Consider the following 24,591-nt stretch of genomic DNA (forward strand, 5'->3'; position numbering starts at 1 on the left):
AGGCATAGTCGCTGGGCGCAGTCGGCTGGGAACGAATCGACGGGGAATCGTGCCCGGCCGGCGTCACAGGGTTACGGCAGTGTCGGGCGGTCTCCGTCGCGCAGCCAGTCGTCGAAGAAGGCATCGAGTTGCTGGCCCGAACTCTCTTCCATCACGGCTTCGAAGTCTTCGGTGGTCGCCGTCGAATCGTTGTACCGGGCCAGCCAGAGGCGGGCGCCGGCGAAGAAGGCGTCATCGCCGATCTTCGCACGCAACGCGTACAGGGCGGCCGCTCCCCTCAGGTAGACCGGACCCACGAACAGGCTGTCGCGACCCGGGTCCGCGATATTGACCGCCCAGCGGTTGTTCGCATCCAGGTATGCCACCGCTTCGGCGAAGTGGTCGGAAATTTCCACCGTGCCCTGGTGTTCGTCCCACAGCCATTCGATGTAAGTCGCCCAGCCTTCGTTCAGCCAGATGTCCTTCCAATCCGCTGGAGACACCGCGTTGCCGAACCACTGGTGCCCCAACTCGTGCACGACCGTGAGTTCGTCCGCGACCTCGGAGTAGATCGGACGGGTCTGGGTCTCCAGCGCGTAGTCCACGGTGTCGTCATCGACGATCGCGCCGAACGCCTCAAACGGGTAGCGGCCGAACTGGGTCTGGAGGAATGTGATCATCTCGGGCTGCAGCGCGAGAGCCGCCGTCGTTGTGGCGAGGTTGTCGCCGGTTACGCCATCGTCGACGGCATTGATGATCGGCAGGCCGCGCGGTCCCACGTCGCGGGACAGGGCATAGTCGCCGACACTCGCCGTCGACAGGTAGCTGGACATCGGGTCGGATGCCCGCCACGTCCAGGTCGTCCACCCTGCCCTGGTCTTGGGCTTCCCGGCGGGCAGGCCGTTCGCCACCGCCGTCTTACCGGCCGGCACCGTGATGCGGAACGTGTAGGTCGCCTTGTCCTGGGGGTCGTCGTTGACCGGGTACCAGGTCGGCGCGCCGTCGGGCTCGTTGACCACCATCGCGCCATCAGCGGTGGTCACCCACCCGTACAGGGCCTCGGTGGTGTCCACCGGCCGCCCGGTGGTCCCGCCGTACTCGATAACGATGGTCGTCTTCTGGCCTGCTTTGAGCTTTGGCCGAGGTGAGACGGTGAGCTCCCAGATTCGGTTCGCGTCGTCCTGGGTCTGTGACCACTCGGCGTTGTTCGAACCCTTCGTTTTCCCGTGGGCCGCCGCCTTGCCGTCCACCCGCACGGAGGTGACGGTGAGGCCGCGCAGGTCGAAGTTGAGCGATTCCAGATCCTGCGTCGCACGCAGGGTGATGGTCGCGACGCCGGTCAGTTGACCGGTCAGGACCGCTGGATCGGCCGGTGGTTCGTACCGGAGCGCGAGGTCGTAGTTTTGCACGTCATAGCCGCCGTTGCCGGCGTAGGGGAAGTACGCGTCACCGCTTCCCGGTGCGCCGGGCGTGTAGCGCGGCCCGCCCTTCCCGGAGGAGCCCTGTGCCGCTGTACTGACTGCCGCTGTACTGACTGCCGCTGTACTGATTGCCGCTGTACTGACTGCCGTTGCACTGATTGCCGTCGCACCGAACGCCGTTTGGCCGAGCGCACTGATTTCGGCCGATGCCGGTGCGACGAGCGCGAACACCGACAACCCGGCGACGGCGACGGTTGTGAGCTTCTTCACTGAATTCAACGGACATTCCCTTCGTTGGGAGTGCAGGGAATCCATACGGTAGTGCGGCCTCTCGGAAACGGGAAGGCCCCGGAAGCGATTGAGACGAGCTAGGAGCCGATCTCCTGGTAGGCAGCGAACAGCAGCGACGTGTCCGGACCCTCGAGCACGGTGGGCTTGCCGATGTCGTCCAGCACGATGAAGCGCAGCATGCCGCTGCGGGTCTTCTTGTCGCGCTGCATCGTGGCCAGCAGGGTCGACCAGCGGCCCACCGGGTACGTGGTCGGCAGGGTGAGCGACTCCAGGATGCGGCGGTGCCGGTCAACGGCCTCGTCGGACAGCCGGCCGCTGAGCCGGGCGAGTTCGGCGGCGAACATCATGCCGACCGCGACCGCCGCGCCGTGCCGCCAGCCGTACCGTTCGGCGTGTTCGACGGCGTGCCCGAGGGTGTGCCCGTAGTTCAGGATCTCGCGGAGGCCGGCTTCCTTGAAGTCGACCCCGACGACGCGGGCCTTCATGCTGATGGCCAGCTCGAGCACCCGGCGGAACTGGGGCGTGGTCGGGTCGGTGACCGCGGCGACGTCGGCCTCGACGATATCGAGGATCTCGGGGACCTGGATGAACCCGGCCTTCACGATCTCGGCGAAACCGGCGAGGATCTCGTTGCGGGGCAGGTCGGCGAGGATGTCGAGGTCGCAGACCACCGCGGCCGGCGCGTAGAAGGTTCCGACGAGGTTCTTGCCCTCGGCGGTGTTGATGCCGTTCTTTCCGCCGACGGAGGCGTCGACCATGCCGAGCACACTGGTGGGGATCTGCACGAGCTTGACGCCGCGCAGCCAGGTCGCGGCCACGAAGCCGGCCAGGTCGGTCACGGCGCCGCCGCCGAAGCCGATGACGGCGTCGGTGCGGGTGAAGTCGGCCTGCCCCATCACCTGCCAGCAGAATGCGGCGACCTCGACCCGCTTGGCGGGTTCGGCATCCGGCACCTCGGCGATGAGGACCTCGTAACGGTCGAGCAGGCTCTCCCGCAGGGCCACCGCGCGGGCGCCCAGGTGCGAGGTGTGCACGATGAGCACCTTCTTGACGGTGTCGCCGAGCTGCTCGGCGACGTCGGCGACGATGCCGCGTCCGATCAACACCGGGTAGCTGTCGACCCCGGTGACGGTGATGGTGGTGGTGCCGGTCTCTGCGGGGATGATGTCGGTCACGATTGTTTTCTAACCCATTTCACGATGTCGGCGGCGATGGCATCGACCGGTCTGGTCGACGTATCGAAGTGGATGCTGGCCAGCGCCTCGTACAGCGGGCGGCGCTCGTCGTAGATGCGCTGCCAGGCGTCGGGGTCGTTGGCCAGCAGGGGACGCTTGGCGTTCTTGGTACGGGTGCGCACGGCTTCCGCTGTGGTGCTCAGCGAGATGACGGTGGACCGGCGCAGCAGCGCGCGAGTGGCCGGGTCCAGCACCGCTCCCCCGCCGAGCGAGACGATCACCCGCTGTCGTTGCAGTGCCTGTGCGACGGTGTCGCGCTCCAGAACCCGGAAGTGCTCCTCGCCGTGCTGCGCGAAGATCTGGGTGATGGGACCGTGCGCGGCGACGATGACCTTGTCGGTGTCCACGAACGGAACACGCAGGCTGCGGGCCACCCGGCGGCCGATCTTCGACTTGCCCGACGCCATCGGCCCGATGAAGACCAGCGGGTACAGCGGTGTGTCGGCATCCCGGCGCGGTTCACCGGCCGAGGATGCGTCCGCAGCCGCAGCCGCCGGCGCCCGCACCGGTTGGGGCGTCGGCGCAGCCGGCCAGCCCTCGGCCGGGCGCGACGCCTCCGGGCTCAGGAACAGCACGCTAGACGGAAGCGTCGCTGGCGGAGGCGGTGCGCAGGTTCGCCGGGATGCTGGCGAGGTAGGAGTCCAGGTTCCGCTTGGTCTCGGCCAGCGAGTCGCCACCGAATTTCTCCAGCATCGAGTTGGCCAGCACGAGTGCGACCATGGCCTCGGCCACAACGCCGGCCGCCGGCACCGCACAGACATCGGAGCGCTGGTGGTGCGCCGGTGCGGCTTCGCTGGTAGTCACGTCCACGGTGCGGAGCGCCCGCGGGATCGTGGCGATCGGCTTCATGCCGGCGCGGACCCGCAGGACGGTGCCTGTGCTCATGCCGCCTTCGGTGCCGCCGGCCTTGTCGCTGGAGCGAAGGATCTGATCGTCGACCTGCACGAGCTCGTCGTGGGCCTCCGAACCGCGGCGGGTCGTGGTGAGGAAGCCGTCGCCGACCTCGACGCCCTTGATCGCCTGGATGCCCATGAGGGCGGCAGCCAGCTGGGAGTCCAGCCGACGGTCCCAGTGCACGAATGAGCCGAGCCCGGGCGGGAGGTTGTAGGCGAGGACCTCGACGATGCCGCCGAGGGTGTCGCCGTCCTTGTGGGCAGCGTCCACCTCCGCGACCATGAGGGCACTGGTGGCGGCGTCGAAGCAGCGTAGCGGGTCGGCGTCGAGGGCGTCGACGTCGCTCGGGTGCGGCAAGGGCGAGCCCTCAGGAACGCGCACCGGGCCGATCGACAGCGTGTGGCTGACCAGTTCGACGCCGAGACCGGCGAGGAACGCACGCGCGACGGCACCCAGGGCCACCCGGGCGGCGGTCTCGCGGGCGCTGGCGCGCTCGAGCACGGGCCGGGCCTCATCGAAGTCGTACTTCTGCATGCCGACCAGATCGGCGTGACCGGGGCGCGGCCGCACGAGCGGAGCACCGCGACCGCGGGTGAGCTTGTCCGCGTCGACGGGTTCGGGGTTCATCACGTCGACCCACTTGGGCCACTCGGTATTGCCGATGCGCAGGGCGACGGGGCCGCCGAGGGTGAGGCCGTGGCGCACACCGCCGGAGATGTTCAGTTCATCCTGTTCGAACTTCATGCGCGCGCCTCGGCCGTAACCGAGTTTGCGGCGCGCGAGGTCGAGGCGGATCTCATCAAGGGTGACCGGGATCCCTGCGGGCAAACCCTCGACAATGGCGAGGAGTTCGGGGCCGTGGGACTCTCCGGCGGTGAGCCAACGAAGCATGGGTTCTATCCTTCCACAGGGTGGCCGGCCCCGGCGGCCCCGGCGGGCAGGGCATCACGCATCGCCTGAAGCACGGCGGCTTCGTCCGGGAGGGGCAGGAATGGGTCGTTGCCGACGAAGATGCGCACCTGGAGGAGTGCCTGGTGCAGCAGCATGGTCAGCCCGGAGCTGGCACGGCCGCCAGCCGCGGCCCAGGACGTGGCCAGAGCGGTCGGCCAGGGTGCGTAACCGACGTCGAAGAGCAGGGTGTCGGCGCGCAGAAGGGCGGGGAACTCGGCGGGCAGCTCCGCGTCGCCGGGCATGGTGCTGATCACGAGGTCGCTGACCCGGTCGGCGGCGGCGATCGCCGCGAGGCCGGACACCGTCACGACCAGGCCGAGCCGGCCGCCGAGGTCCACCAGGGGGTCGGCGCGGGCGGGGGTGCGCGCGATGATGTCCACGGCTTCCGCACCGAGTTCGGCGGCGGCGACGAGGGCGGATGCGGCGGTGGCGCCGGCACCGAGGAGGGTGACGCGCACCGCCCGGTCGACTCCGGCCTCGGCGAGGGCGCGCACGAGCCCGGGCACATCCGTGTTGTACCCGGTGAGGACCGGGACGCCGTCCGCCGTGGACGTGTCGATGCGGACGGTGTTAATGCGTACGGTGTTGACGGCGCCCGTGAGGGCGGCGACGCGGTCGATGTCAGTCAGTCGCGGCTGGACCTGGTGCTTCAACGGCATCGTCAGCGACAGGCCGAGCCAGTCCGGCGTGAGCTTATCGAGGAAGCCGTCCAGCTCCGGTGCGGCAACCTCGGTGGCCGTGTAGCGCCAGGGCAGCCCGAGCGCCCGGTAGGCGGCGTTGTGCAGCGCCGGTGACAGCGAATGCGCGATCGGTGAACCGAGCACCGCCAGGCGGCGTACGGCCTGATCGGGTACGGCCTGATCGGGCGAACCTGCGGTGTCATCAGCGGGAGTGAAATCAGCCATATTCGGGGTGCTCATCCATCCAGGCCAGCCACTTGTCCACGCCGGCCTCGTGTTCGTCGGACGTGGTCGAGAAGATCGTCTCGCCGGTGTCCAGGTTCCAGGTCACAAAGTACAACCAGGTGCCGTCGGCCGGGTGCAGGGCGGCGTCGATGGCGAGGTCGCCCGGGTTGCTGATCGGACCGACCGGCAGGCCCGGGTGCACATACGTGTTGTAGGCGTTGTTCGCGTCCTCGCGCTCGGCATCCGTCGTGGTCACCAGGTGGGTATTGCCGGTGCCATAGGCGACCGTGGCGTCGGACTGCAGCAGCCCGCTCTCCCACTGTGCCGGGTCGAGCCGGTTGTAGAACACCCGGGCGACCTTGTAGTAGTCGTCCCGCAGTCCGGCCTCGCGCTGGATCAGCGACGCCATCACGATGGTCTTCCACCGGTCTGCCGGGGCCACGGCGGCCTCGTCGAGGGCCTGGAACTGCCGGTCGACGAGGGTCTTGATCGCATCGTGCGCACCGGTGCCGGGCTCGAAGGTGTACGTGGCAGGGAACAGGAACCCCTCGAGGGTGGTCGCTTCGGCCGGCAATCCGAACCCGGACAGGTCCGCGGCCGCGGCCTGGAGGTCGGCCAGCGGGATCTCGGTGCCCTCCGAGAGTGAAGTCAGGACGTCAACGGCGGCGGTCCCCTCCGGGATCACCACGGTGAGCTCCTGACGGGTCTCCGGGTCCTGCAGGGAGTCCAGCGCGGCCTGCGCGCTCATCTGCGAGGCCAGCAGGTACGCGCCGGGCTGGAAGACCGGGTCGTCGGCCTGGGCGAGGAGCAGGTCGTAGAAGGCGTCGTAGCTCTTCACCACATCCTGGTCCAGCAGCGTTTGGGCGATGTCCGATCCGGTCTCGCCGTCGTGGATCATGACCAGGACTTCGCCGCTGCCGGCTCCCTCGTAGTCCTCGGGCTCCTGGGTGGCCGCGATGAGCTGGGTGATGGGGCCCTGCAGCGCGAACGCGGCCGCCCCCATCAGGCCGAGCAGGACGAGAACGACGATGAGGCAGCCCCAGCCGCCCTTGCGGGACTTCTTCGGCGCCGGCACACGGTCGGCGAGCTGGGCGGAGACCTGGGCGCGGCGATTGGTGCGGGAGGTCGGTCGGCCGGGTCGGGCCGGGGCGGCGCCGGGGAGGCCGTCGGCCGGCTGGGCGCCACCGGGAGTGGTCGCCTGGGTTTCGGACCCCGGAGCCTGGAAGCCGAGACCGGCGAACGGGTTGTCCCGGGTGGCCCGGGCGCTGCTGGCATCGTCGGTCGCGGACGGCACGGCGGCGCCGGCCGGTACACCGGCGGCGCGATCGCGTTCGGCTTCAGCAGCCCTGGCCGCATCCCGCATGGACCGGCGCGAAGGCAAGGAGGGTGAGCCCGCGCTCCCGGGTTCGGATGCGGTGCCGGGTTCGGATGCGCTGCCCGGCACGGATGCGTCGGGGTTCTCCGGAGGACTTTTCGCCACGGTTACGGCCTTCCGGTCTGTTCTACGGGAGCGCCGGCCGGTTTGCCAGAGGCCCGTTCGGTGTCAAGTGCGTGCTGCAAGATGATAGTCGCCGCCACCTGGTCGACGACTGGACGCTGGGTGCGGGTGCTGCGGCCGGCGGTACGCAGGGCGGCCTGGGCCGACACCGTCGACAGCCGCTCGTCGACCAGACGCACCGGAACCGGCAGAGTCGACGCCAGCGCGTCCGCGAAGGCGACGGCGTCGTCGGTGGAGGCCGTGTGCCGTCCCGACAGGGCCAACGGCAGGCCCACGATCACCTCGACGGCGTCGAGTTCTGCCACGATGGCCGAGATCCGGGCCAGGTCCTCAGGAGCCGCCGCGGCCACCTTCACCCGGGTCACCGTTTCGACGGGTGTGGCGAGCAGGCCGTGGAAATCGCTGCGGGCGACCCCGATGCGCACTGTGCCGACATCGATCCCCACCCGCACGCCAGTTCGCATGGGTTAGCGGGCCACAAGCGTTCGCAGGGTGTTCAGCGCCTCGGGGATCAACTCCACCTTGGTTCCACCACCCTGGGCGAGGTCGTCCTTGCCGCCGCCGCCGCCACCGAGGATCCCGGCGAGCTGCTTGGCCAGGGCGCCGGCCTTGGCTCCGGCGTCGCGGGCCGCGGCGTTGGTCGCCACGATCACCACGGGCTTGTCGCCGACTGTCGCGGCGAGGGCCACGACGGCGGGCTCAGAGCCCAGGCGCTCCCGGGCACCGGTGACGAGCATCCGCACGTCATCGGCGGAGTTGAGCACCCCGAGGTCCTCGGCGACGACCGTGAGGTCGCCGATCCGGGTCGCCTGTGCCACGAGGGCGGGCACCCGGTCGCTCAACGCGCGGGCCTCGAACGTGGCGATCTTCTTCTCGGCCGCCTTTAGGCTCTGCATGAGATCCATGATCTTGGCGGGCAGCTGCTCGCGGGGGGTCTTGAGGTTGCTCGTCAGCTGCGACACGATCGCCCGCTCGGCGGCGAGGTCGCGGAACGCCTCGAGGCCGACGAGGGATTCGACTCGACGGTTGGTGGAGCCGACGGAGGCTTCGCTGACGAGGTTGATCATGCCGATTTCCGCGCTGGAGGACACGTGGGTGCCCGCGCAGAGTTCCCGGGACCAGGGGCCGCCGATGTCGACGACGCGCACGCGGTCACCGTACTTCTCGCCGAAGAGGGCCATCGCGCCCAGCGCCTTGGCCTCGGCCAGCGGCAGTTCGCGGGTGGTGACCGCGAGGTTGTCGCGGATGGCGTTGTTGGAGATTTCTTCAATCTCGCTGCGGGTCGCCGGGGAGAGCGCCTGGTTCCAGGAGAAGTCGAGGCGGAAGAAGCCGGCCTTGTTGTACGAGCCGGACTGGTGCGCGTTCGGGCCGAGGACCTGGCGGAGGGCGGCGTGCAGGATGTGCGTGCCGGAGTGGGCCTGGCGGGCGCCGCGGCGCCAGTTCGGGTCGACGACGCTGGTGGCGGGGTCGCCCACACCCACCTCGCCGCTGGAGACCTGCACCTTGTGGCTGATCAGGCCCTTGACGGGCTTCTGCACGTCGAGCACTTCCAGCTCGTAGCCGGGGCCCACGATGAGGCCGGCGTCGGCTTCCTGGCCGCCGGACTCGGCGTACAGGGCGGTCTCGGCGAGGATGACCTCGGCGATGTCGCCGGCGACCGCGCGGTTCACGGAGGCGCCGTCGACGATCAGGCCCAGGATGCTGGACTCGGTTTGGAGCATGTCGTAGCCGGTGAACACGGTCTCGCCGTGTGCCCGGAACGCGCTGTAGACCGAGAGGTCGGCAAGGTGCGTCTTCTTGGCCTTGGCGTCGGCCTTGGCCATGGCGCGCTGCTTCGCCATCAGGGTGTCGAAGGCCTCACGGTTGACGCTCAGGCCGGCTTCCTCGGCCATTTCGAGGGTGATCTCGATCGGGAAGCCGTAGGTGTCGTGCAACAGGAACGCGGTGTCGCCGGGCAGTTCAGCCTTCTGGGCGCTCTTGGTCTTCGCCACGGCGAGGTCCAGCACGCTCGAGCCGCTGGCGAGGGTGCGGAGGAAGGTCTCTTCCTCGGCGTACGCGGCCTGGCTGATCCGGTCGAAGTCGGTGGCGACCTCGGGGTACGCGGCGCTCATGGCGTCGCGGGACGCGGGGAACAGCTCGGTGAACGAGGCGGTGTCCACGCCCAGCAGGCGCATTGCGCGGACGCTGCGGCGCATGAGGCGGCGGAGGATGTAGCCGCGGCCCTCGTTGGACGGCATGACGCCGTCGCTCATCAGCATGAGGGAGGAGCGCACGTGGTCGGCGACGATGCGCATCCGCACGTCGTCGTCGTGCACGGCGCCGTAGCGGCGGCCGGAGAGCGCGGCGGCACGGTCGAGGACCGGGCGGACCTGGTCGATCTCGTACATGTTCTGCACGCCCTGCTTGAGGAACGCGACGCGCTCAAGGCCCATGCCGGTGTCGATGTTCTTCTTGGGCAGGTCGCCGAGGATTTCGAAGTCGTTCTTGCCGGTGCCCTCGCCGCGCAGGTACTGCATGAAGACGAGGTTCCAGATCTCCACGTAACGGTCGTCGTCGGTGGCGGGCCCGCCGTCGATGCCGTAGGCGGGCCCACGGTCGAAGAAGATCTCGCTGCAGGGTCCGGCGGGGCCGGGCTGGCCGGTGGACCAGTAGTTGGTGTCCATGCCGAGTCGCTGGATGCGGTTCTCGGGCAGACCGAGCGCGCGCCAGTAGCCGAAGGCCTCGTCGTCGTTCTCGTAGACCGTGACCCAGAGGTCTTTCTCGGCGAAGCCGTAGCCGCCGTCGGCCTCACTCGAGGTGAGCAGCTCCCAGGCGTAGCTGATCGCCTGCTCCTTGAAGTAGTCGCCGAAGGAGAAGTTGCCGTTCATCTGGAAGAACGTGCCGTGACGCGGGGTCTTGCCGACCTCTTCGATGTCGTTGGTGCGGATGCACTTCTGCACGCTCGTTGCGCGCGGGTACGGCGCCGGAACCAGTCCGGTGAGGTACGGCACGAACGGCACCATGCCGGCAACCGTGAAGAGGAGGGTGGGGTCGTCGCTTACGAGCGACGCCGACGGGACAACGGTGTGTCCCCGGTCGGCGAAGAAGTCGAGCCAGCGCCCGCGAATGTCGGCAGTCTGCATGGGGTCCGTACTGTTACTGGGGATCGGAGTACATCCGATCGGGGGGGGGAATGCGGTGGGAAGGTGGAACTGGCCGGTGGTACTGGCCGTGGGTTACGGCTTGGACAGCTCTTCGATGGTGTCTTCGGCGTCGCCAAGGGCGGCGTGCAGTTCGGCTTCGCGCTTGCGGTAGCCCTCGGAGATGGCCTCGCCGAACTCGCGGGTCTTCGCGTCGAGGTCGGTGAAGAAGCGCTTGCCCTGCTGGGTCTTGTTGACCTCGTGGGCCACGACGAAGCCGATGCCGACGCCGACGACCAACCAGATGAAGTTCTTCATGGCATGTACTCCCTGTGTGAATGAAATCTCGGTGTGAATGGAATTTCAGTGTGAGTGGAATTTCAGTGTGAGTGGAAGGGGGTGACCGTCGGCCGGTGATCCTGCAACGATGCAGAAACGGCCTGGATGGTCAGGGTTTCAAGCGTACTGGACTACTTCTTGCCGCGCCGGGGACGCGACGCCCTGAGCCCGGCCCGCACGGCGGCGGAGAACCCGGCGAGCTTGATCAGCGGTCCACCGACGGTGGAGGCGAAAAGCGCGACAAGGGCCGACACGTTACCGGTGACCTCGGCCACATTCGTGGTGATGGTGTCGATGGTCGCCAGCTGGTGGTTGGTCTGGGCGAGCGTGCTCGTCGTTTCCTCGAGCAGCGGCGTCACGTTGCGACTGAGGTCGCGGATGGCGAGGGTGGTCTCGTCGAACACTCGGCCGAGCTTGATCAGCGGGAGCGCGAGGAATGCCACCAGAATCGCGAACACGCCCGCGGCAATCAGGCCGGCAATGTCTCCACCAGTCATACGACACCATCCATTTCAGGTCGATAGAACGCAAAAGGGCGGATCACCTAGGTGATCCGCCCTCCAGCGTAGTTCAGTTCCGGTGCGGCTGGCCGCCCCGGAGGTGACTAACGTGCTGCGTAGTACTCAACGACGAGCTGGACTTCACAGGTCACGGGGATCTCGATGCGCTTCGGGGCGCGCACGAGGCGGGCCTGAAGCTTGTCGAGCTCGACCTCGAGGTACGGCGGGAGCTTGGGCAGCAGGTCGACGTGACCGCCGGCCGCGGCAACCTGGAAGGGCTCGGTGCCCTCGCTGCGTGCCTTGACGTGGATGAGCTGACCCGGCTTCACGCGGAAGGAGGGACGGTCGACCAGCTGGCCGTCGACCAGGATGTGACGGTGCACAACCATCTGACGGGCCTGGGCGGTGGTGCGGGCGATGGCGGAGCGCACGAGGAGGGCGTCGAGACGGGTCTCGAGGATCTCAACGAGGTTCTCACCGGTCAGGCCCTGGCGGCGACGCGCTTCTTCGAAGGCGATCTTGAGCTGGGCTTCGCGGATGCCGTACTGGGCGCGTAAGCGCTGCTTCTCGCGCAGACGCACGGCGTAGTCCGAGTCGGTCTTGCGCTTGGTGCGGCCGTGCTCGCCCGGAGCGTAGGGACGCTTCTCGAGGTACTTGGCGGCCTTCGGGGTCAGGGCGATGCCCAGGGCCCGCGAGAGGCGGGTCTTACTGCGGGTACGTGACTTGGTAGACACAGTGTCCTTTCGGATGGAACTGGAAATTGGATACCAGGGCGACCGGGCACGCCTGTTGGCAGGCCGGAACGTCATGGGAGATCAGAGGGGTGGGTGCCACGGGCCGCCCGGCTACAGGGCGAATCCACTCCAACAGTGGTGTCGCGACGCAGCCGCATGACGAAACCAGTTGTAGGCGAGGTCAAGGTTAGCACAGGCCGGCCCGCTCAGCCGGGGTTCCGACACGCCTGAGGCCCCTGTTTTGCCCTACTGGCCGCGGATGATCTTGCGCAACTTGGCGAGACGCGCGGAGACGTCGCGTTCGTTGCCGTGCTCGGTGGGCGTGTAGTACTGCGTGCGACGCAGCTCAGTGGGCAGGTAGTCCTGCTGCAACACGCCCAGCGCGTCGTCGTGCGGGTACTTGTAGCCCTTGCCGTGCCCGAGCCGTTTGGCGCCCGGGTAGTGCGCGTCGCGGAGGTGCTTGGGCACCCGGCCGGTGTTGCCGTTCCGCACATCCGCGATGGCGGCGTCGAGGGCCATGTACGCGGCGTTGGACTTGGGGGCGCAGGCCAGGTGCACCACGGCCTGGGCCAGGGGGATGCGCCCCTCCGGCATGCCGATGTACTGCACGGCGTCGGCGGCCGCGATGGCGATCACCAGGGATTGCGGGTCGGCCATGCCGATGTCCTCCGAGGCCAGCACGATGATCCGGCGGCAGATGAACCGGGGGTCTTCGCCGGCCTCGATCATGCGAGCCAGGTAGTGCAGGGAGGCGTCGACGTCCGAACCGCGCACCGACTTGATGAAGGCGCTGATCACGTCGTAGTGCTCGTCGCCGTTCCGGTCGTAGCGGAGAAGCGCGCGGTCCACGGCGAGGGAGACGATCTCCGTCGTGATGACGGGCTTGTCACCGTCGACGACCTCGGTCGTGGCGGCGGACACGCTCGCGGCCTCGAGCGCCGTCAGCGCCCGGCGGGCGTCCCCGGAGGCGAGCCGGATGATGGCGCCGCGGGCTTCGGGGTCGAGCACGAACCTGTCCGCCAGCCCGCGCGGGTCGGTGACGGCCCGGTCGACGACGATACCGAGGTCGTCGTCGCTGAGCGTCTCGAGGGTGAGCAGGAGGGAACGGGAGAGCAACGGGGAGATCACCGAGAACGACGGGTTCTCGGTGGTGGCCGCGACGAGGATGATGATGCCGTTCTCCACGCCCGGCAGCAGCGCATCCTGCTGCGCCTTGCTGAACCGGTGGATCTCATCGAGGAAGAGCACCGTCGACAGCCCGTAGAGGTCCCGGCTGGTGCGTGCCTCCTCCATCACCTGGCGCACATCGCGCACCCCGGCGGACACGGCAGACAGTTCGACGAACCGACGTCCGGAGCTGTGCGCGATGGTCTGGGCGAGGGTGGTCTTACCCGTTCCCGGTGGGCCCCAGAGGATGACCGAGACCGAGCCCTGCTCCCCCGACTTGTCGTTGGCCAGGCTCACCAGCGGTGACCCGGGGGTCAGCAGGTGGCGCTGGCCCGCGACCTCGGCCAGGCTCTTGGGGCGCATGCGCACCGCGAGTGGGGTAGCTCCGGTACGCAGGCCGGGCTGGGCAGAAGACATGGCTCAAGCGTAGTTTGTGCCGCCGACAGTGCGATCCCGCCCCTGGTCACTCAATTCCGCACGAATTTTCTCCGTCGGCCCCGGGTGCGTAGAGTTCAGGTGTCCCGGGCCGTCGGCGCCCGGCTGCTGAGATTTCCCGCCCCAGGCGGCACTTGGAGGATTCCCGTGGCACCGAGCAACAAGCAGGATCGCGAAGCCCGCGAGGCACGAGGTCGCGTGCGCGCCTACCAGGCCCGAAAGGCCGTCAACGAGCACCAGGGCAAGCGCCGCATGCGCGACAACATCCTGGCCGGCGGAATCCTCGTGCTGGTGCTGGCCGTCCTCGTCGGCGCGCAGCTGTTCTACTTCAATGGCGGCCCCGGCACGCCCGAACCGGACGCCTCCGCCACGCCCACCGCGTCGCCCACGGACGCCGCCGTGACCCCCACTCCCGGTGCGAACGCGGGTGACGTGCCCTCCCCCGACCTGGCCGAGGGACGCACCTGGACCGGCACGCTGACGCTCAACGACATCCCCCTGGGCGTCGAGCTGGACGGTGCCCTCGCCCCGCAGGCCGTCGCATCCACGATCAGCCTCGCGCAGTCCGGCTTCTACGACGGGCTCACCTGCCATCGCCTCACCAACGGCGGCTTCTCCGTGTTGCAGTGCGGCGACCCGAATGGCGATGGCAGCGGCGGACCGAATTACTACTACGGTCCGGTCGAGAACGCCCCGGCCGATGACGTCTACCCGGCCGGCACCATCGCCATGGCCCGGGCCGCCGACGGCTACAGCCACGGCAGCCAATTCTTCGTCGTCTACGACGACACCACCATCCCGGCGAATGAGGCCGGCGGCTATTCGGTGATCGGCCGGGTCACCAGCGGGCTCGACGAGCTCAAGACCGGAATCGTCGACGGCGGCATCGTCGACGGCGCCACTGACGGCGCGCCCGTCGTGCCCACCACCATCACCGGATTCACCCTCCAATGACGCGATCGCGATAACAGTTCGGTCGATTCGCTGACCGACGCGCGGCGTTGCAATAGGCTTGTGCGGGTATTGGCTTGTGTCAGTACTGGCTTGTTCAGGGATTCACCCGCTGAGGGAACCGACTCTGCGGGGAATCAACCAAATCATTAAGGTGAGGCTCTTGACTACGACAGATCAGCAACCATGGGGTCGCGTAGACGAAACCGGCACTGTCTACGTGCGCGAAGCCGACGGGGAACGCGCCGTCGGCCAGTACCCCGATGCGACTCCGGAAGAGGCCCTGGCCTACTTCGAGCGCAAGTACGTCGAGCTGAACGGACAGGTCACCCTGCTCGAACAGCGCGCCAAGGGAGGAGCACCGGCCGCGGACATCGCCAAGTCGGTCGCGAACCTGTCGAAGTCGGTCGCCTCGGCGAACGCCGTCGGCAACCTCGCCGCCCTCGCCGAGCGCCTCGGTGCCCTGGGCGGCACCGTCACCGAGCTCACCGAGCAGCAGAGCGTTGAGGCCAAGGCCGCCGGCGCCGCCGCCGTCGCCGAGCGTGCGGCCATCGTCGAAGAGGCCGAGCGCCTCGCCGCCGAGGACCCCGCCAAGACGCAGTGGAAGCAGACCAGCGCCGCCCTCGACGCGCTCTTCGCGAAGTGGCAGGCCCACCAGCACGACGCCCCGCGCATCCCGAAGGGTGAGGCGAACGAGCTCTGGAAGCGATTCCGTGCCGCCCGCACCACCATCGAGCAGAACCGCAAGGCGTTCTTCGCCGAGCTCGACAGTGCCCACAAGGACGTCCGCAACCGCAAGCAGCAGCTGATCGAAAAGGCCGAAGCCCTCGCCCCGCAGGGTGCGGACGGCATCCCCGCCTACCGCAACCTGCTCGAGGACTGGAAGGCCGCCGGCCGCTCCGGCAAGAAGCAGGACGACGCCATGTGGGCCAAGTTCAAGGCCGCCGGCGATGTGCTCTACTCCGTCAAGAGTGAGATCGACGCCCAGGACAACGAAGAGTTCGCCGGCAACCTCGTCGTCAAGCTCGAGTTGCTCACCGAAGCCGAAGCGCTGCTCACCGAGACCGATCGGGTCAAGGCCCGCGAGGTGCTCAGCTCCGTCCAGCGTCGCTGGGACGCCGCCGGCAAGGTTCCCCGCGACCAGGTCAAGCCGGTCGAGGAGCGCATGCGCAAGGTGGAAGCCGCCGTGCGCAAGCTCGACGACGATCACTGGAAGCGCAACAACCCCGAGACCAAGGCTCGCACCGAGGGACTCGCCGGCCAGTTGCACGACGCCATCGCCAAGCTCGAAGCCGAACTGGCCGCAGCGCAGGAGACCAAGGACGCCCGCAAGATCAAGGACGCGACCGAGGCCCTCGAAACCCGCAAGGCGTGGCTGAAGGCCATCGGCCAGTAACACTCAGCGCCGGCTCTACACAGCACCGGTTATACACAGCACCGGCTCTACACAGAACGGGACCACGCGAATCTGTCCACAGATTCCCGGGTCCCGTTCTGCGTGCCGGGGCGTCCGCACATGCTGGCATGATGACTCCCCTCCTTCCCGCCGCACTCACCGAAACCGACCTGCCCATGGCCGAACTGGCCTGCGCCCGACTGGACGGAGAACTCTTCGTTGTCGGCGGGAGTTGGTGTCCGGTCGACACCCAGGACGGGCCGGAGACCCGCGCGGCAGCAATCCAGCGGTTCGCCCCGCGGCGGGCGGCGGCCGAACGGCTCACGGCCGCCTGGATCTACGGACTGGCACCCGAACCGGCCGAACACCAATTCTGCGTGGACCTGGGCGCACGAACCCGCAAACGGCCCGACGCCTCTGTGCGCCTCCGGGAGGTGCGGCTCGGTGCGGATGACGTCATGCTGCTGGGGCGCCTGGTCGTCACCACTCCGCTCCGCACGGCGATCGACCTGGCCCGGTGGGGCCAGTCGCCGCATCACCGGGCGGACACCGTGCTCATCGCCGAGCTGCTGGACCGCGCCGGGCTGGGCGCGACCGGCAGCCGGCTGCTGACCGACCGCCCGGGCATCTCCTTCACCAGGATCGCCGAGCAGCAGTTGCAGGAAGCTCTTGGGCTCCTGGGTTAGAAGATGCCGTACCGGCTAACCGTCACTGACCCGGTAGACGTCGTAGACGGCGTCGATCCGGCGCACCGCGTTCAGCACCCGGTCGAGGTGGGTGGTGTCACCCATTTCGAACACGAACCGGCTGATGGCCAGCCGGTCGCTGGAGGTGTGCACCGTGGCCGAGAGGATGTTGACGTGATGCTCGGACAGCACCCGGGTCACATCCGACAACAGCCCGGAGCGGTCAAGCGCCTCGATCTGGATCTGCACGAGGAACAGGCTCTTGGAGGTCGGCGCCCAGTCGACGTCGATCATCCGCTCCGGCTCCTTGAGCAGCTCCTGCACGTTGTGGCAGTCGAACTGGTGCACGGAGACACCGGAGCCGCGGGTGATGAAACCCACGATCTTGTCGCCGGGCACCGGGGTGCAGCAGCGCGCGAGCTTGACGAGGATGTCAGGGGCGCCGCGCACCAGGATGCCGGAGTCGTTGTTGCGCAGCGTCTGCGTGCGCCCGTTCGGGGCGAACGGCAGGTCGGTGGCGTCGCTCTCCTCCACGCTCTGCAGCGTGGCGACGACCTTCTCCAACACGGACTGGGTGGAGACGTGCCCCTCGCCGACCGCGGCATAGAGGGCGGACACGTCTTCGTAGCGCATGACCGCGGCAACCTCGGCGAACGAGTCCTGGTTCATGAGCTTCTGCAGCGGCAGGTTCTGCTTGCGCATCGCGCGGGCGATGGCGTCGCGGCCCTGCTCGATGGCCTCGTCGCGGCGTTCCTTGGTGAACCACTGGCGGATCTTGTTGCGGGCCCGCGGGCTCTTGACGAAGTTCAGCCAGTCCTGGCTGGGTCCGGAGTCCGGGTTCTTCGAGGTGAAGACCTCGACCACGTCACCGGTGGTGAGCGAGCTCTCCAGCGGAACGAGTCGCCCGTTGACCTTGGCGCCCATGGTGCGGTGGCCGACCTCGGTGTGTACGGCGTAGGCGAAGTCCACCGGGGTGGCGTCGGCGGGCAGGCCGATCACGCGCCCCTTGGGGGTGAAGACGTACACCTCCTTGGCGCCGATCTCGTAGCGCAGGGAGTCCAGGAACTCGTTCGGGTCGGCCGTTTCGGCCTGCCAGTCGGAGATGTGCGCGAGCCACGCCATGTCGGTGTCGCTCTGCGGGCCGGGGCCGGAGCTCTTGCCGTTGACCTGTTCCTTGTACTTCCAGTGCGAGGCCACGCCGAATTCGGCGCGTTCGTGCATCTCCTGGGTACGGATCTGGATCTCGACCGGGCGTCCGCTCGGGCCGAGCACTGTGGTGTGCAGCGACTGGTACAGGTTGAACTTGGGGGTGGCGATGTAGTCCTTGAACCGGCCGGGCAGCGGGGTCCACCGGGCGTGGATGGCGCCGAGGACGGCGTAACAGTCCCGCACCGAGTTCACCAGGACGCGGATGCCGACCAGGTCGTAGATCTCGTCGAACTCGCGGCCGCGCACGACCATCTTCTGGTAGATCGAGTAGTACTGCTTGGGCCGGCCGGCCACCTTGCCGCGGATGCGTGCGGCCTTGAGGTCGTCGTTGATCGCGTCGATGACGTACTGCACGAACTCTTCACGCTGCGGGGTGCGCTGCTTGACCAGGCTCTCGATCTCGGCGTAGAGCTTCGGATAGAGCACACCGAAGGAGAGGTCTTCGAGTTCCCACTTGATGGTCTGGATGCCGAGCCGGTGGGCCAGCGGGGCGTAGATCTCCAGGGTCTCCGTGGCCTTGCGGATGGCGGACTCCGCGGGCACGAAACCCCAGGTGCGGGCGTTGTGCAACCGGTCGGCGAGCTTGATGATCAACACACGGATGTCCTTGGACATCGCGACGATCATCTTCCGCACGGTCTCGGCCTGGGTGGAGTCGCCGTACTTGACCTTGTCCAGCTTGGTGACGCCGTCCACGAGCATGGTGATCTCGTCGCCGAAGTCGGCGCGCAGCTGGTCGAGGGTGTAGTCGGTGTCCTCGACGGTGTCGTGCAGCAGCGCGGCCGCCACGGTCTTGGGCCCGATGCCGAGGTCGGCCAGGATCTGCGCGACGGCGACGGGATGCGTGATGTACGGCTCGCCGCTCCGGCGCTTCTGGCCCTCGTGCGCGCGCTCCGCCGCGGTGTACGCCCGTTCGATGATCGACAGGTCCACCTTGGGGTGGTGAGTGCGAACGGTCTTCAGCAGCGTGTCGACGGCACCGGCCGGCTGCGCCCTGGAGAAGATCCTCGGGACAAGGCGGCGCAGGGACGCGGTGGATGGCGTGGTGGTCTCAGTCATCTCAGTACCTCATTCCCTGGCGCAATTATCCCTGTACTAGCGGATAAACGTTAAACCGGCGGCCGGGGCCGCGTATTCCCGGCGTGCGCGGCGGCTCATGCGGGGACGTCCGCGAGCGGGGTTCCGGCGGCCTTCGCCCGCAGGGCAAGGGCCTTCTTGTCGCGCTTGCGAATCTCGGGTTCGTTCTCGCGCAGCTGGGCGTACAGCGGTGCGGCGATGAAGATGGTGGAGTACGTGCCCACCAGCATGCCGATCAGCAGGGCGAGCGAGATGTCCTGCAGGGTGCCGGCGCCGAGCACGAACGCTCCGATGACGAGGATCGACGCGACCGGGAGCACGGCGACGATCGACGTGTTGATCGATCGGACGAGGGTCTGGTTGACCGCGAGGTTGACCGAGTCGGCGAAGGTGCGCCGGGACTCGGGCCCGTCCTCCCGGGTGTTCTCCCGGATCTTGTCGAATACCACGACGGTGTCATACAGGGAGTAGCCGAGGATGGTGAGGAAGCCGATCACCGCGGCGGGGGTGATCTCGAAACCGGTGATTCCGTAGAACCCGGCGGTGATCACGAGGTCGTGCAGGAGAGCGACCATGGCAGCAGCGGCCATCTTCCAGGTGCGGAAGTACAGGGCCATCACGACGCCGGCGAGCACCAGGAAGGTGAGCAACGCGCGGATGGCGGAGCCGGTGATGTCCTGGCCCCAGGACGGGCCGATGAACGACGAGGTGACCTGCGCCGCATCCACCCCGTACGCCTCAGCCAGCGCGGCGCTCACGCCACGCGACTCGGTCTGGGTGAGCTGGTCGGTCTGCACCCGGATGCCGTCGGTGCCGACCGCGGAGATCTTGGGTACGGCGTCGGGAACGACCGTGGTGACGGCGTCGGCAGCCGGGCCCTGGTCCTGGGTGGAGAGTTCGGAGACCTCGAACTCAGAGCCTCCGGTGAACTCGATGCCGAAGGTGAATCCGCCGCGCAGAACGGGGACGAGGACGGCGATGAGGATCATCACGCCGGCGATCGAGTACCAGAGCTTCCGGCGGCCGACGATGTTGAACGACAGCTTGCCGGTGTGCAGGTCGTTACCGAACTGGTTGAAGCTGGCCATTAGGAATCCTTCCCGTCGGTCGGCTTGGAGCCGGTACCGATGAGCTCAGCCGCCTTGCGTTCGGCGATGGTCTGGCGCTTGGCGGCTTCCTTGCTGGAGGACGCCTGCTTCCGTGCGGCTACCTCGGCCGGGGCCTGGAACTGCGCCCGTCCCCGGTAGACAGCGCCGAGCGCGCGCGGGTCGAGCCCGCTGAGCTTGTGGCCGTCGCCGAAGAACTTGGTGCGGGCCAGCAGCTGCAGCGTCGGGTGGGTGAACAGCGCCACCACCAGCAGGTCGACCAGGGTGGTCAGGCCCAGGGTGAGCGCGAATCCGCGCACGTTTCCGACGGCCAGGATGAACAGCACCGCTGCGGCGAGGAAGTTGACGGTGTCCGAGGCGATGATGGTGCGGATGGCGCGGCGCCAGCCGGACTCGACGGCCGAGACGAGGCCACGGCCGTCGCGGAGTTCGTCCCTGACACGTTCGAAGTAGACGATGAACGAGTCGGCGGTGATACCGATGGCCACGATCAGACCGGCCACACCGGCAAGGGAGAGCCGGTAGTCCTCCCGCCAGGAGAGCAGCGTGATCAGGAAGTACGTGATCACGGCCGCGACGCCGAGCGAGGCGACGGTGACCAGGCCGAGCAGGCGGTACTGCACCAGGGAGTACAGCACGACGAGGATCAGGCCGATGAGGCCGGCGATGAGGCCGCTCTGCAGCTGGGTGGAACCCAGTGTTGCGGAGATGCTGTCCTGGCTCTGCACGGTGAAGCTGATCGGCAGGGCGCCGAACTTGAGCTGGTCGGCGAGTGCCTTGGAGGTGTCCTGGTCGAACGACCCGGTGATCTGCGGCTTGCCGTCGGTGATCACGGCGAGGGTCTGCGGGGCGGAGATGACGCTGCCGTCCAGCACGATGGCGAACTGGTTCTGCGCGCCGGTGAGGCCGCTGAGGCGGGTGGTCACGTCGGCGAAAGCCTTGGTGCCGGTGCCGTCGAAGACGATGTTGACGGCCCATTCGCCGGTGGTGGCGCCGCTCTGGGTCTGGACCTGGCCGTTGCTGGCGTCGGAGATGTTCTCTCCGCTGACCTCGACCGGGCCGAGGATGTATTTGACGCTGCCGTCGGTCTCACAGGTGACGAGCGGCTGGTCGGCCGGTGCGACGACGCTGGTGTCGATGTCGCTGCACTGGAAGCTGTCGAACTGGGCCTGCAGCGCCGGGGTGATGTTGTTCAGGTCGCTGGCGTCGGTGGGAGCGACGGACGGCGTGGTGGCCGGCGCCGGCGTCTCCGTCGCGGCGGGATCCGCAGCGGCGTCCGTCGCGGCATCCGTGGCACCGGGGGTGGCCGTCGAGTCGTCCCCGACGCTGTCGGCCGAGGGGGCGGACGCCACCAGGACCGGGCGGAACTCGAGCTTGGCGGAGGATTCGATGCGGTTCAGGGTCGCATCGTCGGGCGTGCCCGGGATCGAGACGACAATGTTCTGTCCACCCTGGGTGTTGATCTCAGCCTCGGAGACCCCGGAGGAGTCGATGCGCTGCCGGATGATCGACACGGCTTGGTTGAGCTGCTCGTTGGAGACCGTCTGACCGGACTCGAGCTTGGGCGCGAGGATGATCTGCGTGCCGCCCTCGAGGTCGAGGGCCAGCTTCGGCGTCCACGACCCGCCGCCGGTGAGCACCCCGGCTCCGTTGAGAGCGATGAGACCGACGATGATCACGCCAAGCCAGGTCAGGGAGCGCCAGGCCTTCTTGGTCGGAGACGACTTAGCCACCTATTGAACTCAGCTTTCTTTGCTCGTGCCCACGCCGAACGGCGTGGGCACGGAGAGGGGATGTGTTACGCGTCGCCCTTTTTGGGTTCGGTGTTGTTGCCAGCGTCTGACTCATCGGTCGTCGGCTCGAATGCGGTGCGCTGACCGTATTCGGGCTCACCCAGGACGGGTTCGGTCAGAGCGGAGGGGGTGCCGGCGTCGGTGTCGACGGTGTCATCGAGGACGACGTCGTCGGCAACGACGACGGGCTCGACGACGCGGGCGATGGTCTGGCGGTGGATCTGCACGGTGGTGCCGGGTGCGATCTCAAGGGCGACCTTGTTTCCTTCCTCATCGATCGACACAATGGTGCCGTAGAGGCCGAAGTTGGTCATGACGTCGGCGCCGGGAACCATCTTCGACTGCAGCGACAAGGTGTCCTTCTGGCGCTTGCGGCCGTTGCGGAACATGAAGAAGACAAGCAGCGCCAGAACGGCGAGCATGACGAGTGTCAACGGATCCATAGAACTGTGAAACCTTCCCGGAGCGGTTCAAGACCGCAGCAGAGTAGTGGTGCAGGGTTTGTGGGGGGAACGGGTACGTCGAATATGCGGACCAACCTGAATTATAGGACATCCAAGGTGAGCGCAGCCTGAGGATTGCTCAGCCCAAAGTGCCGCCACGCCGCGGCCGTTGCGACCCGCCCGCGCGGGGTACGCGTGAGGAAGCCTATCCGCACCAGGAAGGGCTCGACGACCGATTCGATGGTCTCCGGCTCCTCCCCCACCGACACGGCCAGGGTGTTGAGGCCGACCGGGCCGCCGGCGAAGCGGGTGAGGACGATGTTCATGACTTCGCGGTCCAACCGGTCCAGGCCGATCTCGTCGACGTCGTAGAGCTCGAGGGCGGCGTGCACCGCAGCGAGGTCGGCGTCGCCGCCGTGCACGAGGGCGTAGTCGCGCACCCGTCGGAGTAGCCGGTTGGCGATGCGCGGTGTTCCGCGGCACCGTCCAGCGATCTCGGCGATGGCTTCGCGATCGATGGCGAGGCCGAGCAGCGCGGCGGCACGCACGAGTACGAGTTCGAGTTCGGGGTCGGCGTAGAACTCGAGGTGGGCGGTGAAGCCGAACCGGTCCCGCAGCGGGTTGGGCAGCATCCCGGAGCGGGTCGTGGCGCCCACCAGGGTGAACGGGGCCAGGTCCAGGGGTACCGACGTGGCCCCGGCGCCCTTGCCCACCATGATGTCGATGCGGAAATCCTCCATCGCCAGGTAGAGCATCTCCTCGGCCGACCGGGCCATGCGGTGGATCTCGTCGATGAAGAGGACCTCGCCGGGAACGAGGGAGGAGAGCACGGCGGCCAGGTCGCCGGCGTGCTGGATCGCCGGGCCGCTGGACATCCGCAGCGGGCGGTTGCCCTCGTAGGCGATGATCATGGCCAGGGTCGTCTTGCCGAGCCCGGGCGGGCCGGCCAGCAGAATGTGGTCCGGGGTGCGCTGCTGCATCGAGGCGGCGGTCAGCAGCAGCTGCAACTGTCCGCGCACCTTCTGCTGGCCGACGAACTCGTCCAGGCTCTTGGGGCGGAGGGCACCCTCGAAAGCCAGCTCCGCGTCGCCCTCGAGCGCCGGGTTGGTCAGTTCGACGCCGGGATCCTCACCAACGCTGCCCTGGGTCATGAGCGGCGCTCCGCAGCGTTGGCCGCTCCGGAGTGTTGCGCCGGGCCGAGTTTGGCCAGGGCGAGACGGAGCACCGCGGCGACACCGGCCTCCTCCGCATCGAACTCGGCGGTGCTTCCGGCAAGGATCTCCTCGACCGCCTGGCTCGCAACCCGTTCGGACCAGCCCAGGCCGATCAGGGCGGCCTGCACACTGGCGCCGACGGTGGCCGTCGCCACTCCGGGGCGGCCCGGGGCGGCGGGGGCCGCGGTGACGGCGACCTTGCCGACCAGGGACAGCACGATGAGCTTGGCCGTCTTGGGCCCGATCCCGCTGACCTTACGGAATACCGCATCGTCCTCGGCGTTCACCGCGTGCGCGATCTGGTTCGGCGTGAGCACGGCGAGAACGCCGAGGGCCGACTTCGGACCGACCCCGGTGACTCCGACGAGCAGTTCGAACACGGCGAGTTCGTCGGCGCTGGGGAAGCCGTACAGGGTCAGGGAATCCTCGCGGACGATCAGCGTGGTCGAGAGGCGCGTCTCGCTGCCGATCCGCGCGGTCAGGGCAGTGGCGGGGGTGACCTGCACGGCCAGTCCGACGCCGCCGACCTCAATCACCACGGTCGTGCCCAGGGCGGAAAGGACTGGGCCGCGCAGAGAAGAGATCACCTAAACAGACTACGGGGCGCCGCCGACAGTGCTGGTGTCACACGCCGCTGGTGTCACACGCCGCCGCGCTCGGCGTTCCGCCAGGCCCGCTGCGCCGGCGTGAGCGCGCCGGGGCTCAGGGACGGGGTGGAGCGCCGGCCGGCGGCCACGGCGCCGCTGGTGGGCAGCACTCCCCCACCCACACCGGTGCGCCAGGCATGGCAGATGGCGAGGGCGAGGGCGTCGGCGGCGTCTGCAGGCTTCGGGACCTCGGCCAGGCCGAGGACCCTGGCCACCATCGTGCCCACCTGCTTCTTGTCGGCAGAGCCGTAGCCCGTGATCGCCGCCTTCACCTCGCTGGGGGTGTGCAGGGTCACGGTGAGGCCGCGCTTGGCGGCGAGCATCAACGCCACTCCGCTGATCTGGGCGGTGCCCATCACTGTGCTGACGTTCTGCTGCGCGAAGACGCGTTCGATGGCGACGAAGGCGGGCTTGTGCTTGTCCAGGAGTTCTTCGATGCCCTCGCTGATCAGCAGCAGCCGGCGCTCGAGGGAGAGATCCGGTGAGCTGCGCAGCACCTGGACGTCCACGAGGGTCGCCGAGCGGTTCGCTGCGACGTCGACGATGCCGACGCCGCAGCGGGTCAGGCCGGGGTCGATGCCCAGCACCCTGACCGTCATCG

At 68.2% G+C, this 24,591-nt stretch carries 22 protein-coding genes; 3 read left to right on the forward strand and 19 right to left on the reverse strand.

Annotation, left to right across the window (positions count from 1 at the left end; genetic code table 11):
* Positions 1-71 precede the first annotated feature (71 nt).
* From ACU5E9_RS03500 to ACU5E9_RS03555, 12 genes are all read right to left on the reverse strand, one after another.
* Positions 72-1,670 carry a M1 family metallopeptidase gene (locus tag ACU5E9_RS03500; RefSeq protein ID WP_456812250.1) on the reverse strand — a complete coding sequence of 533 codons (1,599 nt, stop codon included), beginning with the start codon at positions 1,668-1,670 and terminating at the stop codon, positions 72-74.
* Between the two features lie 98 nt (positions 1,671-1,768).
* Positions 1,769-2,857 carry a 3-dehydroquinate synthase gene (gene aroB, locus ACU5E9_RS03505; protein ID WP_456813491.1) on the reverse strand — a complete coding sequence of 363 codons (1,089 nt, stop codon included), beginning with the start codon at positions 2,855-2,857 and terminating at the stop codon, positions 1,769-1,771.
* A gap of 5 nt (positions 2,858-2,862) precedes the next feature.
* Positions 2,863-3,501: a shikimate kinase gene (locus ACU5E9_RS03510; protein WP_456812251.1), complete on the reverse strand. Its 639-nt coding sequence runs from the start codon at positions 3,499-3,501 to the stop codon at positions 2,863-2,865.
* 1 nt (position 3,502) lies between these two features.
* The gene (gene aroC / locus ACU5E9_RS03515) at positions 3,503-4,711 is read right to left on the reverse strand and encodes a chorismate synthase (protein WP_456812252.1); all 1,209 of its coding nucleotides are present in this window, start codon (positions 4,709-4,711) and stop codon (positions 3,503-3,505) included.
* Between the two features lie 5 nt (positions 4,712-4,716).
* The gene (locus ACU5E9_RS03520; RefSeq protein ID WP_456812253.1) at positions 4,717-5,676 is read right to left on the reverse strand and encodes a shikimate dehydrogenase family protein; all 960 of its coding nucleotides are present in this window, start codon (positions 5,674-5,676) and stop codon (positions 4,717-4,719) included.
* On the reverse strand, positions 5,669-7,156 hold the full coding sequence (gene mltG / locus ACU5E9_RS03525) for an endolytic transglycosylase MltG (RefSeq protein ID WP_456812254.1): 1,488 nt from the start codon (positions 7,154-7,156) through the stop codon (positions 5,669-5,671). Before mltG ends, ACU5E9_RS03520 begins: the two co-directional genes overlap by 8 nt.
* A 2-nt stretch (positions 7,157-7,158) precedes the next feature.
* Positions 7,159-7,638, reverse strand: a complete 480-nt coding sequence (gene ruvX / locus ACU5E9_RS03530; protein WP_456812255.1) for a Holliday junction resolvase RuvX — start codon at positions 7,636-7,638, stop codon at positions 7,159-7,161.
* 3 nt (positions 7,639-7,641) lie between these two features.
* Entirely contained in the window at positions 7,642-10,296 is a 2,655-nt protein-coding gene (alaS, locus tag ACU5E9_RS03535; RefSeq protein WP_456812256.1) for an alanine--tRNA ligase, read from the reverse strand.
* 93 nt (positions 10,297-10,389) lie between these two features.
* The gene (locus ACU5E9_RS03540) at positions 10,390-10,611 is read right to left on the reverse strand and encodes a hypothetical protein (protein ID WP_456812257.1); all 222 of its coding nucleotides are present in this window, start codon (positions 10,609-10,611) and stop codon (positions 10,390-10,392) included.
* 152 nt (positions 10,612-10,763) lie between these two features.
* Positions 10,764-11,129, reverse strand: a complete 366-nt coding sequence (locus tag ACU5E9_RS03545) for a DUF948 domain-containing protein (RefSeq protein ID WP_456812258.1) — start codon at positions 11,127-11,129, stop codon at positions 10,764-10,766.
* A 107-nt stretch (positions 11,130-11,236) separates the two neighbouring features.
* Positions 11,237-11,866: a 30S ribosomal protein S4 gene (rpsD, locus tag ACU5E9_RS03550; protein WP_066595696.1), complete on the reverse strand. Its 630-nt coding sequence runs from the start codon at positions 11,864-11,866 to the stop codon at positions 11,237-11,239.
* 246 nt (positions 11,867-12,112) lie between these two features.
* Positions 12,113-13,450 carry a replication-associated recombination protein A gene (locus tag ACU5E9_RS03555; RefSeq protein WP_456812259.1) on the reverse strand — a complete coding sequence of 446 codons (1,338 nt, stop codon included), beginning with the start codon at positions 13,448-13,450 and terminating at the stop codon, positions 12,113-12,115.
* 165 nt (positions 13,451-13,615) lie between these two features.
* On the opposite strand from ACU5E9_RS03555, the gene ACU5E9_RS03560 reads away from it, so the two are divergent.
* The 3 genes from ACU5E9_RS03560 (at position 13,616) to ACU5E9_RS03570 (ending at position 16,501) form a co-directional block, all read left to right on the forward strand.
* A complete protein-coding gene (locus ACU5E9_RS03560; protein ID WP_456812260.1) occupies positions 13,616-14,422 on the forward strand; it encodes a peptidylprolyl isomerase in 807 nt (268 codons plus the stop codon).
* Positions 14,423-14,582: 160 nt separating this feature from the next.
* Positions 14,583-15,815, forward strand: a complete 1,233-nt coding sequence (locus ACU5E9_RS03565; protein WP_456812261.1) for a DUF349 domain-containing protein — start codon at positions 14,583-14,585, stop codon at positions 15,813-15,815.
* A 131-nt stretch (positions 15,816-15,946) separates the two neighbouring features.
* Entirely contained in the window at positions 15,947-16,501 is a 555-nt protein-coding gene (locus tag ACU5E9_RS03570; protein ID WP_456812262.1) for a hypothetical protein, read from the forward strand.
* A gap of 15 nt (positions 16,502-16,516) precedes the next feature.
* On the opposite strand, the gene ACU5E9_RS03575 is transcribed toward ACU5E9_RS03570, so the two are convergent.
* From ACU5E9_RS03575 to ruvC, 7 genes are all read right to left on the reverse strand, one after another.
* Positions 16,517-18,769, reverse strand: coding sequence for a RelA/SpoT family protein (locus ACU5E9_RS03575; protein WP_456812263.1), 2,253 nt, complete (start codon positions 18,767-18,769; stop codon positions 16,517-16,519).
* A 95-nt stretch (positions 18,770-18,864) separates the two neighbouring features.
* A complete protein-coding gene (secF, locus tag ACU5E9_RS03580) occupies positions 18,865-19,875 on the reverse strand; it encodes a protein translocase subunit SecF (protein ID WP_456812264.1) in 1,011 nt (336 codons plus the stop codon).
* Positions 19,875-21,626 (reverse strand): protein translocase subunit SecD, encoded by a 1,752-nt coding sequence (gene secD / locus ACU5E9_RS03585; protein WP_456812265.1) that lies wholly within the window; start codon positions 21,624-21,626, stop codon positions 19,875-19,877. Before secD ends, secF begins: the two co-directional genes overlap by 1 nt.
* 65 nt (positions 21,627-21,691) lie before the next feature.
* On the reverse strand, positions 21,692-22,129 hold the full coding sequence (gene yajC / locus ACU5E9_RS03590; protein WP_456812266.1) for a preprotein translocase subunit YajC: 438 nt from the start codon (positions 22,127-22,129) through the stop codon (positions 21,692-21,694).
* Positions 22,130-22,230: 101 nt separating this feature from the next.
* Positions 22,231-23,280 carry a Holliday junction branch migration DNA helicase RuvB gene (ruvB, locus tag ACU5E9_RS03595; protein WP_456812267.1) on the reverse strand — a complete coding sequence of 350 codons (1,050 nt, stop codon included), beginning with the start codon at positions 23,278-23,280 and terminating at the stop codon, positions 22,231-22,233.
* Entirely contained in the window at positions 23,277-23,930 is a 654-nt protein-coding gene (ruvA, locus tag ACU5E9_RS03600; RefSeq protein WP_456812268.1) for a Holliday junction branch migration protein RuvA, read from the reverse strand. Before ruvA ends, ruvB begins: the two co-directional genes overlap by 4 nt.
* 53 nt (positions 23,931-23,983) lie before the next feature.
* Positions 23,984-24,589: a crossover junction endodeoxyribonuclease RuvC gene (gene ruvC, locus ACU5E9_RS03605; protein WP_456812269.1), complete on the reverse strand. Its 606-nt coding sequence runs from the start codon at positions 24,587-24,589 to the stop codon at positions 23,984-23,986.
* Positions 24,590-24,591: the final 2 nt, after the last annotated feature.

It is taken from the genome of Cryobacterium sp. AP23 (assembly GCF_054075385.1).

Excerpts from the sequence above, each read along its gene's own strand:
- ruvB (WP_456812267.1), bottom strand. The coding sequence starts at position 23,280 with ATGACCCAGGGCAGCGTTGGTGAGGATCCCGGCGTCGAACTGACCAAC.
- ruvC (WP_456812269.1), bottom strand. The coding sequence starts at position 24,589 with ATGACGGTCAGGGTGCTGGGCATCGACCCCGGCCTGACCCGCTGCGGC.
- aroC (WP_456812252.1), bottom strand. The coding sequence starts at position 4,711 with ATGCTTCGTTGGCTCACCGCCGGAGAGTCCCACGGCCCCGAACTCCTC.
- ACU5E9_RS03570 (WP_456812262.1), top strand. The coding sequence starts at position 15,947 with ATGACTCCCCTCCTTCCCGCCGCACTCACCGAAACCGACCTGCCCATG.
- ruvX (WP_456812255.1), bottom strand. The coding sequence starts at position 7,638 with ATGCGAACTGGCGTGCGGGTGGGGATCGATGTCGGCACAGTGCGCATC.
- secF (WP_456812264.1), bottom strand. The coding sequence starts at position 19,875 with ATGGCCAGCTTCAACCAGTTCGGTAACGACCTGCACACCGGCAAGCTG.
- ACU5E9_RS03540 (WP_456812257.1), bottom strand. The coding sequence starts at position 10,611 with ATGAAGAACTTCATCTGGTTGGTCGTCGGCGTCGGCATCGGCTTCGTC.
- ACU5E9_RS03545 (WP_456812258.1), bottom strand. The coding sequence starts at position 11,129 with ATGACTGGTGGAGACATTGCCGGCCTGATTGCCGCGGGCGTGTTCGCG.
- ACU5E9_RS03520 (WP_456812253.1), bottom strand. The coding sequence starts at position 5,676 with ATGGCTGATTTCACTCCCGCTGATGACACCGCAGGTTCGCCCGATCAG.
- alaS (WP_456812256.1), bottom strand. The coding sequence starts at position 10,296 with ATGCAGACTGCCGACATTCGCGGGCGCTGGCTCGACTTCTTCGCCGAC.
- yajC (WP_456812266.1), bottom strand. The coding sequence starts at position 22,129 with ATGGATCCGTTGACACTCGTCATGCTCGCCGTTCTGGCGCTGCTTGTC.
- ACU5E9_RS03575 (WP_456812263.1), bottom strand. The coding sequence starts at position 18,769 with ATGACTGAGACCACCACGCCATCCACCGCGTCCCTGCGCCGCCTTGTC.
- ACU5E9_RS03555 (WP_456812259.1), bottom strand. The coding sequence starts at position 13,450 with ATGTCTTCTGCCCAGCCCGGCCTGCGTACCGGAGCTACCCCACTCGCG.